The sequence below is a fragment of the Chitinophaga sp. YR573 genome (assembly GCF_900110995.1).
Classification (GTDB): domain Bacteria; phylum Bacteroidota; class Bacteroidia; order Chitinophagales; family Chitinophagaceae; genus Chitinophaga.
Window position 1 is genome coordinate 2,229,388 of the sequence record NZ_FOJF01000001.1, and the last position, 16,066, is coordinate 2,245,453.

At 42.8% G+C, this 16,066-nt stretch carries 9 protein-coding genes; 2 read left to right on the plus strand and 7 right to left on the minus strand.

The features are described from left to right. Positions 1-45 precede the first annotated feature (45 nt). From BMW86_RS09335 to BMW86_RS09355, 5 genes are all read right to left on the minus strand, one after another. On the minus strand, positions 46-3,126 hold the full coding sequence (locus BMW86_RS09335; protein WP_089781161.1) for a SusC/RagA family TonB-linked outer membrane protein: 3,081 nt from the start codon (positions 3,124-3,126) through the stop codon (positions 46-48). A 565-nt stretch (positions 3,127-3,691) separates the two neighbouring features. Continuing rightward, a complete protein-coding gene (locus BMW86_RS09340; RefSeq protein WP_089783616.1) occupies positions 3,692-5,122 on the minus strand; it encodes a RagB/SusD family nutrient uptake outer membrane protein in 1,431 nt (476 codons plus the stop codon). 10 nt (positions 5,123-5,132) lie between these two features. After that, entirely contained in the window at positions 5,133-8,189 is a 3,057-nt protein-coding gene (locus BMW86_RS09345; protein ID WP_218149131.1) for a SusC/RagA family TonB-linked outer membrane protein, read from the minus strand. A 279-nt stretch (positions 8,190-8,468) separates the two neighbouring features. After that, positions 8,469-9,152, minus strand: coding sequence for a LuxR C-terminal-related transcriptional regulator (locus BMW86_RS09350; protein WP_089781164.1), 684 nt, complete (start codon positions 9,150-9,152; stop codon positions 8,469-8,471). Between the two features lie 188 nt (positions 9,153-9,340). Next, positions 9,341-11,761, minus strand: a complete 2,421-nt coding sequence (locus BMW86_RS09355; RefSeq protein WP_255372887.1) for an efflux RND transporter permease subunit — start codon at positions 11,759-11,761, stop codon at positions 9,341-9,343. A gap of 112 nt (positions 11,762-11,873) precedes the next feature. Here BMW86_RS09355 and BMW86_RS09360 point away from each other — a divergent pair, with 112 nt between their 5' ends. After that, positions 11,874-14,039 (plus strand): type IX secretion system anionic LPS delivery protein PorZ, encoded by a 2,166-nt coding sequence (locus BMW86_RS09360; RefSeq protein WP_089781168.1) that lies wholly within the window; start codon positions 11,874-11,876, stop codon positions 14,037-14,039. A gap of 21 nt (positions 14,040-14,060) precedes the next feature. Then, entirely contained in the window at positions 14,061-14,795 is a 735-nt protein-coding gene (gene recO, locus BMW86_RS09365; RefSeq protein WP_089781170.1) for a DNA repair protein RecO, read from the plus strand. On the opposite strand, the gene BMW86_RS09370 is transcribed toward recO, so the two are convergent. Both BMW86_RS09370 and BMW86_RS09375 read right to left on the minus strand, forming a co-directional pair. Then, a complete protein-coding gene (locus tag BMW86_RS09370; RefSeq protein ID WP_089781172.1) occupies positions 14,772-15,554 on the minus strand; it encodes a UDP-2,3-diacylglucosamine diphosphatase in 783 nt (260 codons plus the stop codon). The two genes, recO and BMW86_RS09370, sit on opposite strands and share 24 nt — an antisense overlap. Before the next feature lie 13 nt (positions 15,555-15,567). Then, entirely contained in the window at positions 15,568-15,996 is a 429-nt protein-coding gene (locus BMW86_RS09375) for a hypothetical protein (protein ID WP_143056534.1), read from the minus strand. Between the last annotated feature and the right edge of the window lie 70 nt (positions 15,997-16,066).

Sequence of the window (16,066 nt, forward strand, 5' to 3'; positions counted from 1 at the left end):
ACTAGGTCGTTAAAAGTTTTTTATGATACCATTCTTTCACAGAGATCAGAATCCCAGTTTTACACCAATTGCATAAGTCTTAGTACCAGGGTTGTTGAAGTAATCAAACCCGGTAAGGTTAGAACCCGCACCAGTTAAGCTGGTTTCAGGATCCACACCTGGATAATCAGTATGCAGCCACAGGTTACGTCCGGTAAAGCTTAACTCTGCGAAATTGAAGATCTTGGTATTCTTCATGTTATAACGGTAGCTCAGAGACGCTTCACGTAAACGCACCCATGAACCACTGTATACAGCATTCTCAGTAGCAGAACCAGCACCCTGGTCACCGTACATATTCTGGAAGTAAGTTTTAGCATTTACAGCTGTAGTATTAGCAGTATACTTACCATCAGTACCCAGAACAACACCATCTATTACGTATGTTCTTTCTCTGTCTGCAGTCATAGCAGTTTTACCGATAGAAGTCAGCCTTGCATAAGTACCACCCCATACCTGGCCACCATGTCTTACATCCAGTAACGCACCTAATGTAAAGCCTTTGTAGGTAAATGTATTTCTGATACCACCGGTCCAATCAGGGAATGGATTACCAATATTTCCACGGGAAGCAGCAAGAACAGGAATACCGTTAGTACCTACTACGATTTTACCGCTTGAAGGATCTCTTTCCCATTTGGTACCATAAAATGCACCATAAGGCTGACCAACAATAGCATAAGAACCGATAGATGTGAATGCAGATTCAACATCAATTTCAGATACTCCGGTAGCCAGTTTTAACACCTTATTTTTATTATGGGAGAAGTTCAGTTCAATGTTCCAGCCAAATCCTTTTGATCTGATTACATCAGCAGATGCCAGTATTTCTATACCCTTGTTGCTCATTTCACCGGCATTGGCAAGAATTGCCTGGAATCCGGAAGAACCTGCGAGCGGGGTGTTTACAAGGATATCTTTAGATAATTTATCGTAATAAGTGAACTCAACATTGATGCGGTTCTTCAAAAATTTCAAATCAAGACCGATTTCTTTTTCTGTAGAACGCTCAGGTTTTAAGCCGTTATTACCTAAGGTATTACTATAGGTGAACCCATTTTTACCCAGGAAAGGGAATGAGTTACCATCTGTAGATCCATCAGCAAAAGTAGGTACAGCATAGGTAGTCTGAGTAGCATAGCGGGAAGGGCTCTTACCACCACCTGCAACAGCAACACGTAACTTACCATAAGAAAGGATATCATTCTGTGGCAATACTTCAGTGAACACGAACGCTGCACTTACTGAAGGGAAGAAGAAATTATTCTTTGCCCGTCCAAAAGTAGATGACCACTCGTTACGACCTGTTGTAGTCAGGAAAACTATATTGTTATAAGAGACCGTTGCATCATAGAAGAGTGCAGAAGATCTGTCAAGGCCTGTTGATGCATCCGTATATAAAACAGCTGCATTGTTCAGGTTATAATAATTAGGAATTGTTAACTGGTTACCCCTTGAATACAGTGTGGAAGTCTCATTCTGACGAACGTTACCACCCAGATTCAGTCTCGCAGATATTTTATCATTGAAATCCTTATGAGCTCCTAAAATAAAGTCAGAATAATAATCCAGATTCTTGATTGTATATTCTTCAATCTGGCCCAGCTGGTCATCAACAGAAAGAGAACCAATAGCAAAAACCTGTTTCCTGGAATCAGAATATTGGTCAACACCTAAACGGTAAGTCGCATCCAACCAGTTCGTAATCTTGTAACCAACATTGAAGTTACCAATGATACGGTCAATATTATCATTGAAGGGGTTATTATATAAAGACCAGTAAGCATTATCATAAGGAGCAAAGTTTTTGCTGGAACCATCTTCGTTCTTATAATCGCTTAAGTTATAGTTGGCAGGAGCCCTCATCATTGCCAGCATAGGGCCTGACAGGTTACTACCATTCTGTGCTTTCTGACCTCTGGTATTTGAGTACTGAGCAGTTGCACCAACAGTTAATCTGTCAGTTACTTTGGAATCAACTGTGATACGAACATTTGTTCTCTGCAGATTTGTAGTTGGAATAATACCTTTTTGATCTGTACGACCCAGAGACAATCTGAAAGTATTCTTTTCATTACCACCTGTAACAGCTACGTTGTGTGTGAAAGTTGTTCCGGTCTGGAAGAAATCCTTAGTGTTGTCGTATACTTTATTTGCAGTTGGAATATCACTGATACGAGGTCCCCAGCTGTTAGCAACACCAGTTTGTGCAACAGGCACACCACCTACAATGTTACCCTGTCCATATATTTTTTGCTCATCAGGTAACTTGCTTACTTTATCAAAACCTGCATTGAAATCATACGTTACTTTTACAGCACCTGCACGACCTCTTTTGGTAGTGTAGATGATAGCACCGGATGCAGCTTTTGCTCCATACAATGCAGCAGCAGAAGGTCCTTTCAGAATAGTAACCGTAGCAATATCATCAGGATTGATATCCAGTGCACGGTTGGAATTGTTTACACCAGACAACCCAGTATTATATACCGGATTTCTCTGAGAGGTAGCGTTTGTTTCGTTATCAATGGGTACACCATCTATAACAATTAATGGCTGGTTACTCATTGAGAAAGTAGCATTACCTCTGATAATAATTTTCGAAGAAGCACCAGGTGTACCACCGGATCCTATTACCTGCACACCTGCAGCTTTGGATGCTAATCCTTCAATAATATTTGTTTCACCGGACTTTACCAACGCATCACCAGATACGCTCTGCACACTATACCCCAGTGATTTCTTTTCCCTGGTAATACCTAATGCAGTTACCACAACTTCGCTTAACTGCTTATTGTCGGTTGATAATGTTATCGCAAAATTTGAATTCTTACCTACCGGACGTTCCTGGTTGGTATAACCTATAAAGGAAAATACGAGCGTATTTTCAGGAGTGGCCTGAATACTATAACCACCATCTATGCCAGTAACAGTACCTTTTGTAGTACCTTTAATTACTACTGAAACACCTGGCAAAGCGGAGCCGTCCTTGGCATCAGTTACCTTTCCCGTAATTGTTCGTGTTTGAGCATACGTGTGCAACACGCTCATGGCCACGAACAGCCATAGGAGTAAACCTTTCTTCATAAAAGATAATTGATTTGATAAACGATTTTGTTAACAATAGTCATAAGCAAACACTAATCAAAAAGCAAAAACATAAGTATATCAGCACGCTATCAAAGCGCATCATAAGCAAGCAGTAAACCAATCCCGAAATTGCTACATACCCAAACAAAAGGCACATAGCATTTCAGCTAAAATTTGTTTTATCAACGAAATTTATTCAGAGAATAAAATGAGTTGGATCAATAAAACAATAACAATAAGAGTTGAATAAATTAATTGCTGGAATTTCACCAGTTCAAGTAATAAGCAATAAGTACGATTTTTACGATTTTAGTTTTATCTGTAACCCGGGTCTCCTCAATATATCCCTACAATACATCATTAACCTAAATTGTCTCCCAGTATTATAAGTTACGAATTAGTCTACCAAATTTAAATTTTCGATTTGGTTCCGCGGATTAGATTCTGTTGTCAATGTTAAATTCTTGTTGTAATTACGTGCAATTTAGTTAATAATACCTTAATATCCGCATACAATTTTAGTGTTATCTTTTCACACTAACTCATTCATTATCAAAAAAATTTAATTATAACCAGGGTTCTGATGCCCCTTCAAAGCCGGACTTAGATCTATTTCACGTTGTGGTATAGGCAAAATTACTCTATCAGCCCCAGCCTTCTTATCTTGATCTGCTGTACGTAAAGAAAATCCTCTTCTCAGCAAATCCATTCTGCGATGTCCTTCAAAACAAAGCTCTTTACGCCTTTCATTTAAGATCGCATTAATAAGGTCTGTTCCACTCGCAAAACTGTTGATATCCCATACTGCCAGACCGGCTCTTACACGCAGACTATTCATCAGGTCTATAGATTCCTGGTTCACTCCATTTAATGTTGCCAGCGCCTCCGCACGGTTCAGGTACATTTCAGTAACCCTTATCAGTGGTGCATTATCCTTACTGGTAGATACATTCGGGAACTTCAGTGAAAACCGGCGCACCTCACGGTTAGCGGCCGTTCCTTCATCACTCATCGCATAACGCAGATCATTCGCTTCCTGCGCAAATGCCTGTATCAATTCATCCGTAAAAGGACAATCGCCTCTTCCGCCTGCACTTACCGGACGGTAATAGGTAGACCAGCTACCACTTCCCGTATTAGGATTATCAGTATCCGTATTCTGAATAGAAAACACGTCCTCTGCGGAATTCGCATCATAAAAACTATAATTTCCTGCCAGTGTATAATAAGGTGCATCCAGCACTGCCTTCGCATAAGTAGCCGCCTTATCCCACTCTTCGCGGTATAAATATAATCTGGACAATAATGCATTAGCTGCTCCTTTTGTAGCACGACCTCTTGCCAGTGCCGCATCCGCAAACGTATCACCCAGGTCCGGCAACGCTTCCAGCAAATCCTTTTCTATCTGTAACTGTACCTCGTTCACTGTTGCCCTGGATGGATAAGTAATAGTACCATCAAATGCCTGTATCACCAGCGGAATTCCAGGCTGCGCACCCTGTCCTACCTGGTAAGGCTGTGCATACAGATTCAATAACTGGAAATATAAAATGGCCCGCATAAATTTTGCCTCCGCCACATACATCTTCCGGTTCACATCTGAAAATGAAGGGTCCAATATCCCCGGTACACGATCCACTACTGCATTCGCACCCATAATAGCATCATAATGCAAACGCCACATCTCACTCACATAGGAATTACCAGGTGCTGTTGTAAAAGTACCAATGTCCTTTATCCCAAGTACTCCTACGTAATTGACGTTATCTGCCATAAACTCGGCAATGGCCTGAGGCTCACCACCGAATACTTCCAGTCGCTGGGAACGGCTGTATACACCATATAAAGCACTTAACGCAGTACTGCCGGAAGTGAATACCTCTCCGGAAGAAATAGCCTGCTCCGGTTCCAGATCCAGTTTGTCGCTACAGGAAAAGATCCCTGTCACAGTGATTCCAGCCAGGAACCATATCAATATATTATGTCGGTTCATTGTGTACATTTTAAAATACCAGGTTAACGCCTATAGTAATTGTTTTAGGCTGAGGAAGTGAAAAGAATGATTCTCCTGCTACCTGCCCGTTAGAGCCGTATCCAGAGACTTCAGGATCTGCTCCGCGGAATCCTTTTTTAGTGGCTGTCCATAAGTTCTGCCCCAGTACATACACACGCGCACTGTTTAATACATGTGTGTTGCTCAGTAACGCGGCTGGCAGATTATATCCAAGCGTCAATGTCTTTAAACGCAGATAAGATCCATCAAATAATTGCGCGGTAGACACCTGTGCAATATTATTCTGACTACTCCAGGACGCACTTGTAGCGGAAGGTGCAAATGCTTTGTCTCCTGGTTGCTTCCAGTAATTGAGCAGGTCCTTGCTTACATTTAATCCATAAGTAGGATTATCCAGATACTGGAATTCTGATAACATCACTTTATTACCGGTAGAGAAATAGAAGTTTATACCCAGATCAAAATGTTTATACCGGAATGTATTATTAAATCCACCCGTGAATTTCGGCAGAGCACTGCCGGCTATTACCTGGTCATTGCTCGTAGGTGCTGTTGTGGCCTTACCATCTTTGGTATACCACTCAGGATCACCTGTCTCCGCATTAATACCTTTATATCTTATCAGATAAAATGAGTTCAGTGAATAACCCTGTATTGCACGTTGTCCGTTATACGAACCTATAATAAAATTCCTCCCTTCTTCATCTCTCGTATCAGATGGCAACTGTGTTACTATATTTTTCAGATACCCTGCATTCAAAGAGGTTGTCCATTCAAAATCTTTGTTCTTAACAACCACACCTGTTATTTGCAGGTCCACACCATTGTTCTGCATCTTGCCGGAATTCTTGGTACCATAACCAAAACCGGTAGTAGAAGGAAATGCTACATATAACAGAACGTCTTTCGAATTCTTGCGGTAATAATCAATATTCAGTTGTAGTCTGTTATCCAGTGCATTCGCTGCCAGTCCGATGTTTAACTGACCAGTAGATTCCCATCCCAGGTTAGGATTGCTCGCCTGTGTAGGTCTTAATCCTGGTTGTCCGGCATAGTTGGCATCTGTGCCGGCAGTATATAATGCCAGGTAATCATAATAACCAATGCGGTCATTGCCTGTAACACCATAACTGGCCGTCAGCTTCAGATAATTAATAAAGTCTGCAGAGCGCATAAACTGCTCCTGCGATATTACCCAGCCCGCAGAAACAGCCCAGAAATCACCATACTTTTTATTACTGCCAAAACGGGAAGATCCATCCCTTCTAAAGGAGGCTTCCGCCATATATTTATCCTTGTACCGGTAATTTGCTCTGAAGATATACGATTCCAACGCCCACTCTTTTCCTGTTGCGGAAGTAGTAACAGGTACAGAAGCAGATCCCACATTCAGTAACTTATCACTGGTAAATCCACTGCCACTTACTTTGATATCATCATAACGGGCCGTCTCAAAACTATGCGCTGCCAGCAATTCAATGTGATGGTCCTGCGTAAAGTTTTTTTCATAATTCAGACTGTTCGTAGTTAACCATTTATTATCCTGCCAGATAGTACGTCCGCCAGCGCCACCGGGAGTAATCTTTTCAGATCTGCGGTAACGTTCTTCTGTTTGTAACTGGTCAATACCCCAGTCACTTTTTATCCATAAATGATCTGTGATGTTAATTGTCGCATAGGCGTTACCGGTATTACGACGGGTATAATATTTATTCCTGTTTAACCCCACTACAGCCAGTGCATTATTGGCAGGATCAGCAAACTGTCCGTCATCAGTATATGCAGGTGTAAAAGGTGTATTCAGGTATCCTGCAGTGAAAGGTGCCACCAGATCACCTTCCACAAGAATGCGGTCCATATCTGTATAAGCAGTGGTGAAGTTCACACCAAAATGCACCCGTTTACTCATGCTATGTTCCAGGTTCAAACGGCCAGTCAGTTTCTTCAGATCATTCCCGATAACAAAGCTTTCCTGATTCAGGTAACTGCCTCCCAGGTAAAACTTCGTTTTATCATTTCCGCCACTGGCAGAAAGCGAATAGTTATTCGTTTTGCCTGTTCTTTTTACTGCATCGGCCCAGTCAAATCCTTTTGCAGGGAAATCTACGGTTGGCCTGCCGGTTACCTTTGTGATATAATCATTATAGTAATTACGGTACTCATCTGCATTCAATACCTTCAGCGTATTCGTAGGTTTTGCCCAGCCTGTATAATAATCCAGCTGCACCTTTGTTTTACTATTGGTAGCACCTCTTTTTGTCTTTATAAGTACAACCCCGTTAGATCCTCTTGAACCATAGATAGCAGCAGCTGCCGCATCTTTTAATATAGTAATGGATTCGAAATCATCAGGATTCAATTCCAACAAGGGATTCAGTGCTGCTCCTCCGCTATAGAGCGTACTATACTGACCATCACTCAAAGGCACGCCATCCACTACAAATAACGGTTGTCCACCTGCTGTAATGGACGCAGCCCCACGTATCCGCAGTAAAGAAGCAGCTCCCAGTAAACCGGAAGAATTCGTCATCTGCACACCTGCTGCCTGTCCCTGCAATAACTGCTGCGGAGTAATGGCCGGAACATTCTCCACTACATCAGATTTCAGTACGGATACCGCTTCTGTTGTATAGCGTTGTGTTTGCTGTCCGTAACCAACTACCACAACCTCGGAAAGTCTGGACTGATCTGGCTTCAACCTTACATCCAGCCAGGTGGTAGCAGCATCTGCTTTCAGTTGTTTATTGGCATAACCTACCATGGAGAAGATCAATTCCTGTGCACCACCAACAGGAATAGAAAATGTGCCATCCTCTCCGGTGGCAATACGGTAAGTGGAACCTTTAATGCGTACAGTTACACCCGGTAACGGAGCTCCACTGCTATCGGAAGTTACTTTGCCTGTAAGTGTTCTGATTTGGGCAATAGCGGGCAATATATAAATAACTGGCAGCAGCAGACAGAGGAATACACCTTTTTTCATCAATGATTTTTTATCTTTTACAGCAGGTCGTGGCTTGTGATCTTTAAATGGCAAAATTTGCATACAGTACCTTATATGCAGCTACATTTCCCCCGTGTCCTTATTAATTATTTTGATTGATATATCGAAAAATGCTCACGCAATATATAAAAAATATTAAAAAGATATAGATGCTGTCAGAAGGATTAAGATATTGATAAAGTGAAAATCGGGGATTTCCGCAGCTGGGAACTGCCAGAATTGGGCACAAGGATATAAGGCAAGCGGTAGGATTACCGCCTGCGCGCTCATCAACCAAAATCTAAATCCGGTATATCCAGATCTAAATAAAATCTTTAATACTCAGGAAAGGCTTAGTGGCTGAGCCTGTAACAACTCCAGTAACGTTTCATAAATATCCTCATTCCGGTTATTATACCGGAATTCGCATTCCTTCAGATGCAGGTAAACGGTACTGCGGTTAAGACCTTTGAACTTGGCAAGCCGGTGTTTGGTCAATCCCCAGAAAGCATCAATATCTTCTGCTCTGGCAATCGTTCCTTCATTCTCCAGGTTGTACAGACGGTATTGGCCAAGATCTGCCACATTGCTGAAACGGCGCATCTTCTCTGCTACATTCTGTGTTTCCAGTATGGAACGGCTGCTTCTCACAGCAGAATGTATCATAGAACGGCTTACATCCGGGAGTATCTCGGTATGCAACCTGTTAGATGACCTGTAAATTCCGAATACCACCGGTTTAATGTTTCGGCTAACGTCTGTCTTTACAGAAACGGAAGAGTCTTGCGGGTGATGAACGGTTTGATCTATGACCTGTGGTCGACCTTTGTAATCTGCGGGCAATAAGGATTCACAATGACGGGCTATCTGCTGGCGAATTTTCTTCAGGTAACTATTTACAGTTACTCTGCTTACTCCACTAATGCTGGCAATCTGGGTGGCAGTAAGATCTTCGGCAAACAGCCGCAGTATCTCCTTAAATTTACGCTCAGATAAGTGAGCGCCCTTTAAGTATTTGTTTTTCATGAACTAATGAACTAAAAGAGGTTAAAATGGCATGATAAACCTCTCACTTTTTAACGGGTATGCAGGGGCCTTTTATACAAGCGGCTAAAAGGGGAGTATGAATGCGGGCCACTAGATTATTTGGCTAAATGCAGAAGGCTCAATACATTTCATTGTATTGAGCCTTCTGCAATATGTTAGCACTGCTATTATTCTTTGTCGTCAAGCCCCAGCTCGGCTATATCAACATCTTCTTCTTCATCAACCGGACTCCTCCATTGCTTCTTTTGTGCTTTCTTAAGCAGCGATTTCTCCATCCACAACAATAATGCTGGTAATATCGTCAGGTTGGTGATCATTGCCAGTATCAGCGTAAGCGAAGTCAGCCAGCCCAATGCCTTGGTACCACCAAACTCAGAAAAACTGAATATCATAAATCCGGCAAACAGGATCATAGATGTATATATGATACTAAGCCCTGTTTCATGGATCGTTTGCTTTACAGTAGCTGAAATATCCAGGTTGTTATGAGGCAATTCCTGTTTAAAATTCACCAGGAACCTGATCGTTACATCTATCGCTATCCCCAATGCCACACTGAATACCAGTACTGTAGATGGTTTGAGCGCAATACCTGCCCAACCCATTACACCTGCGGTTACAGCCAGCGGTATCATGTTCGGAATAATAGATATGATCAGCATTCTCCAGGAACGGAAAAGATACAGCATACAGAATATGATCAGTACAAATGCCAGCAGGATACTTTCCGTTAAACCATTGATGATAAATCGACTGCCTTCCAGGAATATCACACTGGTACCTGTAAAGGTCACTTTATACTGCGCAGTGTCAAAGATCGCATTCACCTGCGGACGTAATGAATCCAGCAGGATAGGCAATTCACGGGAACCAACATCCGCCATATTCACACTCACACGTGCCACCTGCCGGGTACTGTCCATAAAGGAAGATACCAGTCTGGTGAATGTGGCTGCTTCTTTACTGGCATTCGCATCACCACCTTTCATACGCAGGTAAGGTGCCAGGAAGCCAATATCAAACTGATTAGGAATACCATAGTTAGATGAATCACCATTATAATAAGCCTGCTTTGCAAACTTGATACCTTCTGCTACAGAAAGCGGACGGGCAAAAGATGGTTGCGCTGTGATAAGTTTAGACAACTCATCCAGTTTCTCCAGCGTCTTCAGGTTGATCACCCCATTCTTTTTCTTTGTATCCACAGAGATCTCCAGCGGCATTACCCCCTTGAAGTTCTGCTCAAAGAATTTCAGGTCCGTATACAGTTTATCACTTTTAGGAATATCGTCCAGCATATACGCTTCTGACTTCAACCGTAACATACCTGTTACAGCTACCACTATCATGAAGCCTGTAATAACATATACCCATGCCCTGTACCGGAATACCAATGCTGTAAGACCGTTCAGCAATGCACGGAAAAGAGGGTTATCCAGGTAACTGGTATGTTTGGTCTTTGGTGCCGGCAGATAACTAAGTACGGAAGGAAGGAATATAAAGGAGATCAGGAAGATGAACATGATGTTCAATCCTGCGACTGCCCCAAACTCACGTAAGATAGAACTCTTGGTAAAACAGAATACACCAAAACCAATGGCAGCTGTCAGATTCGTGAAAAGGGTAACAATACCCATTTTCTGGATCATATGCACCAGTGCACGTGTTTTGTTGCCATCCTTCGCATATTCAATATGATACTTATTAAGGAAGTATACACAGTTCGGAATACCGATTACTACAATCAATGGCGGTATCAGTCCGGTTAATAAAGTGATCTTATACCCCAGCAATACAATAGTAGCTACAGACCATATCACTCCGATAGCAACAACGATCATAGACATTAACACCGAACCAAAAGAACGGAAGAAAAGGAAAAGGATCAGTGCTGTTAATACAAAAGATAGTTTCAGGAACAACTTCAGCTCATCAGCTACCTTGGTTGCCATGATGGTACGGATCAGCGGCAAACCGCTCATTCTTATCTCTGTATGATGCTTTTTACCAAATGCGGTACCCAGCGCCATAATGTTTTTTACCACCTCTATACGTCTGGCGGTGTTCATCACTTCTTTGTTGATGTTCACCAGCATCATATATGCATGTGTATCCGGATTATACAACAGCCCTTTATAAAAAGGTAATGTATTGAATAAACGGTCCAGGCTATCCAGCACTACCTGCTGTTTCAGATCCCCTTTAAAAAGAGGTCCGGCAGCCAGCTTATGTGTACTATCGTTTTTTACCAGGTTAATGGCAAACGGCACACTCAGTACATTCTCAACAAATTCAACCTTTTTCAGGTCCTTGTTCAGCTGTACATAGTCTTCAAAAAAATCTGTCTTAAAAAAATCATCTGTTTGTACCCCTATCACCATAAGGTTTCCATCTTCTCCAAACAGCTTCTTAAATTGCTGATAATCTTTGTATTTCAGATTATCAAGAGGAATAGATTTGTTGGCCTCATAGGATAATTCCACCTTGCTGGCATAATAAGCCATCACAGCAGAGCCGGCAAGCAATAATACCAGTAACGGTAGCCGGAATTTTAGGACGAAACCCGCCAGGCGTTGCCACATAAGCATCGTTGTAATTTGGTAAGGCCGTAAAGGTAATCAAAGTTGTCTAAAAAACTGGGCGATTTGCTTATAGAACAGTAAGTGTCATAAAGTAATAACATATAACTATTTTTGATGCATGTACCGTTTCCTCACATTACTATGCCTTATTAGCATACCATCTCTGGCACAAACACCTATTGGTCAATGGCAGGAATATCTTCCCTGGCTACCAGCCATATCGGTTACTGTGAATACAGACAAAGTGTATTGCGCTTCTTCATCCGGTCTTTTCTCTGTAAACACAGGAGAAGAACAGGACATTACCCGCTATAGTAAAGTGAATGGCCTGCACGACATCGGTATCAGCACTATTGGCAGCAATAATAACGGTGTGATGGTGGCCTACCGGAACAGCAACCTTGATTTCCTCCAAGGCAATAACATCTATAACATCCCCGATCTCCTGCGCAAACAGGTATCAGCAGATAAATCTATCTTCCGCATCTTTTTTAATAACGACAACGCCTACCTCTGCACAGGATTAGGCATCGTAGTCGTAAACACTACCAGGTCAGAAATCTCAGATACATATATTACTGGTTCTACCGGTTTGTACACTCCCGTGTATGCACTCGCCTTACTGAATAACTCCCTGTATGCAGCTACGGCAGAAGGTATAAAAAAGGGCGCCCTCACAGGTACCAACCTCGCAGACTTCAGGAACTGGACGCCTCTACAACAGGGCCTGCAACAGGATACCGTACAACAGGTTATTCTACTGGGCAACAAACTCATTTGCCGGCAGGGGAAACAACTCTTCCAGCTACAAAACGATACATGGTCACCCTGGTATACCGATGGGAATCCTATCACCAACCTGAGCATAAACAACCAGCAGTTACTTGTCTGTGAAAACAACCGCATCATCATACTACAATCAGATGCTACTGTCGCTACTATCTTACAGGACCAACACATTCAGGCTCCCCGTGAAGCCGTTGGTTACGCACAGGATACCTGGATAGCCGATTCCCTGCAGGGACTTATCCGCTACAGCGCGGGATTATTCACATCCATTACTCCCAACGGCCCTTCCAGTATCATCACCGGCGATATGCTCTTTGTAAACAACACCCTGTTTGCAGCAGCAGGTGGCATAACAGATGCATGGACTTCCACCGGCGATACCAACGGATATTACACTTATAACAAAGGGGAGTGGCAGCAGCACCAACCCGCCAATATAAAAGATCTCATCACACTAGCCCCCGATGCCAATGGTGGCGTATACATAGGCTCCTTTGGAGGCGGCTTATTACACCAGGACAACATCTATAAAGAAGCTACCAATGTAAGCGGACTGGCAACAGATGCTGCCGGTAATCTCTGGGTGGCTGATTATGGAGCCAATGCAAATCTGCTCTTAAAAAAGCCTGATAACTCCTGGTCATTTTTCCGCAGTCCCTATGCACAAACAGGGAACGCCATCAGCCAACTGCTCACAGATGATTACGGACAGGTATGGATGGTATCCCCACAGGGAAACGGGCTGTTTGTCTTCAACCACACCAGCAATCAATGGTATCAGTTCCGCATGGGGACTCAGTCAGGCAACCTTCCTTCCAATGATATATACTGTATGGCCAAAGATAAGAATGGCGCTATATGGGTAGGCACAGGCCGCGGTATTGCCATTATGAATTGTGCAGACCAGGCAGCTACAGGCAACTGTAGTGCATACCTTCCCATCATACAGCAGGACAACTTTGCCGGTTACCTTTTCCAGGATGAACAGGTGACCAGCATCGCTATAGATGGTGCAAACAGAAAATGGGTAGGCTCTCTAAATGGCGTATGGCTGGTGAGTGAAGACGGCGAAACAATCATCGAACATTTCAACACCGCCAACAGCCCTCTTCCGGGAAATCATATCTATAAAATAGCCATAGACCCGGTAACAGGAGAGGTATACTTCGCAACAGAAAAAGGATTGATGTCATGGCATGGTACTGCTACAGAAGGTACCATCATGCAAAAAGATTCCGTACTGGTATTCCCTAACCCTGTGCCCCACACATATGGCGGCACAATTGCGATCCGCGGACTGGCACAAAATGCACTGGTTAAGATTACAGACATCAGTGGGCGCTTAGTATTTCAGACACAGTCATTAGGCGGACAAGCCATCTGGAATGGCACTGATTATACAGGACACCGGCCTCAGAGCGGCGTATACCTCGTATTTGCCACGAGCGAAACAACAGGGGAGCATCTCGTCACTAAAATCGTATTTATAAACTAGATATCAGTAATTTCGAAGCTGATGTTACATAAAACGCGCGGGATAGTATTAAGGACAGTTAAGTATGGTGATACAAGTGCCATCGTGAACATCTTCACAGAACTGTTCGGCGTACAGGCATATATGGTAAACGGAGTAAGATCATCCAAACCAAAAGCAAAGGGTAACCTGCTGCAACCAGGAAATATCCTGGACCTCATCGTATACCATTACGAACAAAAAAGCATACAGCGTATCTCCGAATTCAAACTCGGCTACATCTCCACTTCCCTGCAGGTAAATGTAGTAAAGAACACCGTGGCGCTCTACATGATAGAGCTACTACAGAAAAGCCTGAAAGAGCCGGAAGAACACCTGGAGCTTTACTATTTTACAGAACAGGCATTACAGGCGCTTGATCAAACACCTTTGGCAATAGCAGCAAACATCCCCTTATATTTCACACTCAAACTGGCAGAATATCTGGGCTTCCGCCTCAACGGCCGTTACTCTGAATACGCTTCTTACCTGGATTTGCAGGAAGGTTCATTCACAGATTTACCACCTCACCACAGTAATTACCTGGATGCAGAAAACAGCGAACTAACAGATCGCTTATTCCAATGTTATGAATGGGAAAGTCTGGGAAATATTACGATGAATAAAGACAAACGCAGGAAACTGCTGTATGCCTATCTGGACTTCTTCAAACTGCATCTGCCCGATTTTCAGGAACTGCACTCTCCGCCAATATTACACGAGATCCTTGACGCCTGAGTACTTCAGTTCCGTATTGGTTCCGTCAAATACTGCATAACTGAAATAATTCAGCCAGTCGCCCAGGTTGATATACCGGCTGTTAGCCCCTACCTGTAAATCCATTGGCAAATGCCGGTGTCCATAAATGAAGTAGTCGAAATGAGTGTGCTGTAACACTTCTTTACTGTAAATAGCCAGCCATTCATTCTCTTCTCCCAGGAACTTCTCCAGTTCCATTCCGGTAGCAGAACGGCTTTTACGACTAAAATAATTGGCTAACGCAATACCCCAGGAAGGATGTATCACCGAAAATAACCAGCGGCATACAGGGTTGCGGAATACTTTCTTTAATAACTTATAACCATGGTCACCAGGCCCAAGCCCATCTCCATGGCCTATATAAAATAATTTACCCCCAATATCATAAGTCTGTGGTTCATAATAAACAGGGATAGCAAGTTCTTCTTCAAAATATCCGTTCATCCACATATCATGGTTCCCGATAAACACCGAAATACCAATCCCATTGTCCCGCAGTTCTGCCAGTTTTCCCAGCAAGCGGGTATATCCTTTAGGAATTACTTCCTTATACTCAAACCAGAAATCAAAAATATCTCCTACAAGAAAAATATGCCCGGCATCTTTGGATACCTCGTTCAGCCATTGTACAATCCGTTTTTCTCTTTCTCTGCTGGCAGTAGCATTGGGTGCGCCCAGGTGAAAATCTGATGCGAAATAAACCTTTTTGCCTTCCGGAAGATGAATGTGGTGCTGCATATACTAATTAATACTATTTAAATCCTGCTTCTTCATAAGCAGCTTCAATATCTCCAAGATCAGCCTTGATAGGATCTCCTAAGCCGGTAAACAAAAATATCTCCCAGGCATATTTTGGATGATTGAGATTGATATAGAGAGATTCTCCGTTCTTCCTGATAAAATGTAATTGCGTAGCAGAAGTACGGATGATCTTCACTCCTTTAGATGCAAGGAACAGGCTATCCGCAGTAGCAGTGGCATTGTTAAATTGTAAAATGCCCGGAAAACTCTTCTCTCCGAAAGCACTTTTCAGGGATTGTAATTTATCACCGGATGGTACAAAGATGACAGCACAGGTATCTTTAATAACCAGTTCATCAGCCCCATTACCACCTGCCGGAGCCTGCCCGCAGGATGCTAATACAAGCGCTGTAAAAATAAAAAGGGACAACCTCTTCATAACAATCATTTAAAAGAACAGCGCATGATTACTATCATGCGCTGCTCAAATATAGTTAAACTAATAAACG

Bases quoted from the DNA above. Each gene is read 5' to 3' on its own strand.
- BMW86_RS09375 (WP_143056534.1), bottom strand. From the start codon at position 15,996: ATGAAGAGGTTGTCCCTTTTTATTTTTACAGCGCTTGTATTAGCATCC.
- BMW86_RS09350 (WP_089781164.1), bottom strand. From the start codon at position 9,152: ATGAAAAACAAATACTTAAAGGGCGCTCACTTATCTGAGCGTAAATTT.
- BMW86_RS09370 (WP_089781172.1), bottom strand. From the start codon at position 15,554: ATGCAGCACCACATTCATCTTCCGGAAGGCAAAAAGGTTTATTTCGCA.
- BMW86_RS09360 (WP_089781168.1), top strand. From the start codon at position 11,874: ATGTACCGTTTCCTCACATTACTATGCCTTATTAGCATACCATCTCTG.
- BMW86_RS09345 (WP_218149131.1), bottom strand. From the start codon at position 8,189: ATGCAAATTTTGCCATTTAAAGATCACAAGCCACGACCTGCTGTAAAA.
- BMW86_RS09335 (WP_089781161.1), bottom strand. From the start codon at position 3,126: ATGAAGAAAGGTTTACTCCTATGGCTGTTCGTGGCCATGAGCGTGTTG.
- BMW86_RS09340 (WP_089783616.1), bottom strand. From the start codon at position 5,122: ATGAACCGACATAATATATTGATATGGTTCCTGGCTGGAATCACTGTG.
- BMW86_RS09355 (WP_255372887.1), bottom strand. From the start codon at position 11,761: ATGCTTATGTGGCAACGCCTGGCGGGTTTCGTCCTAAAATTCCGGCTA.
- recO (WP_089781170.1), top strand. From the start codon at position 14,061: ATGTTACATAAAACGCGCGGGATAGTATTAAGGACAGTTAAGTATGGT.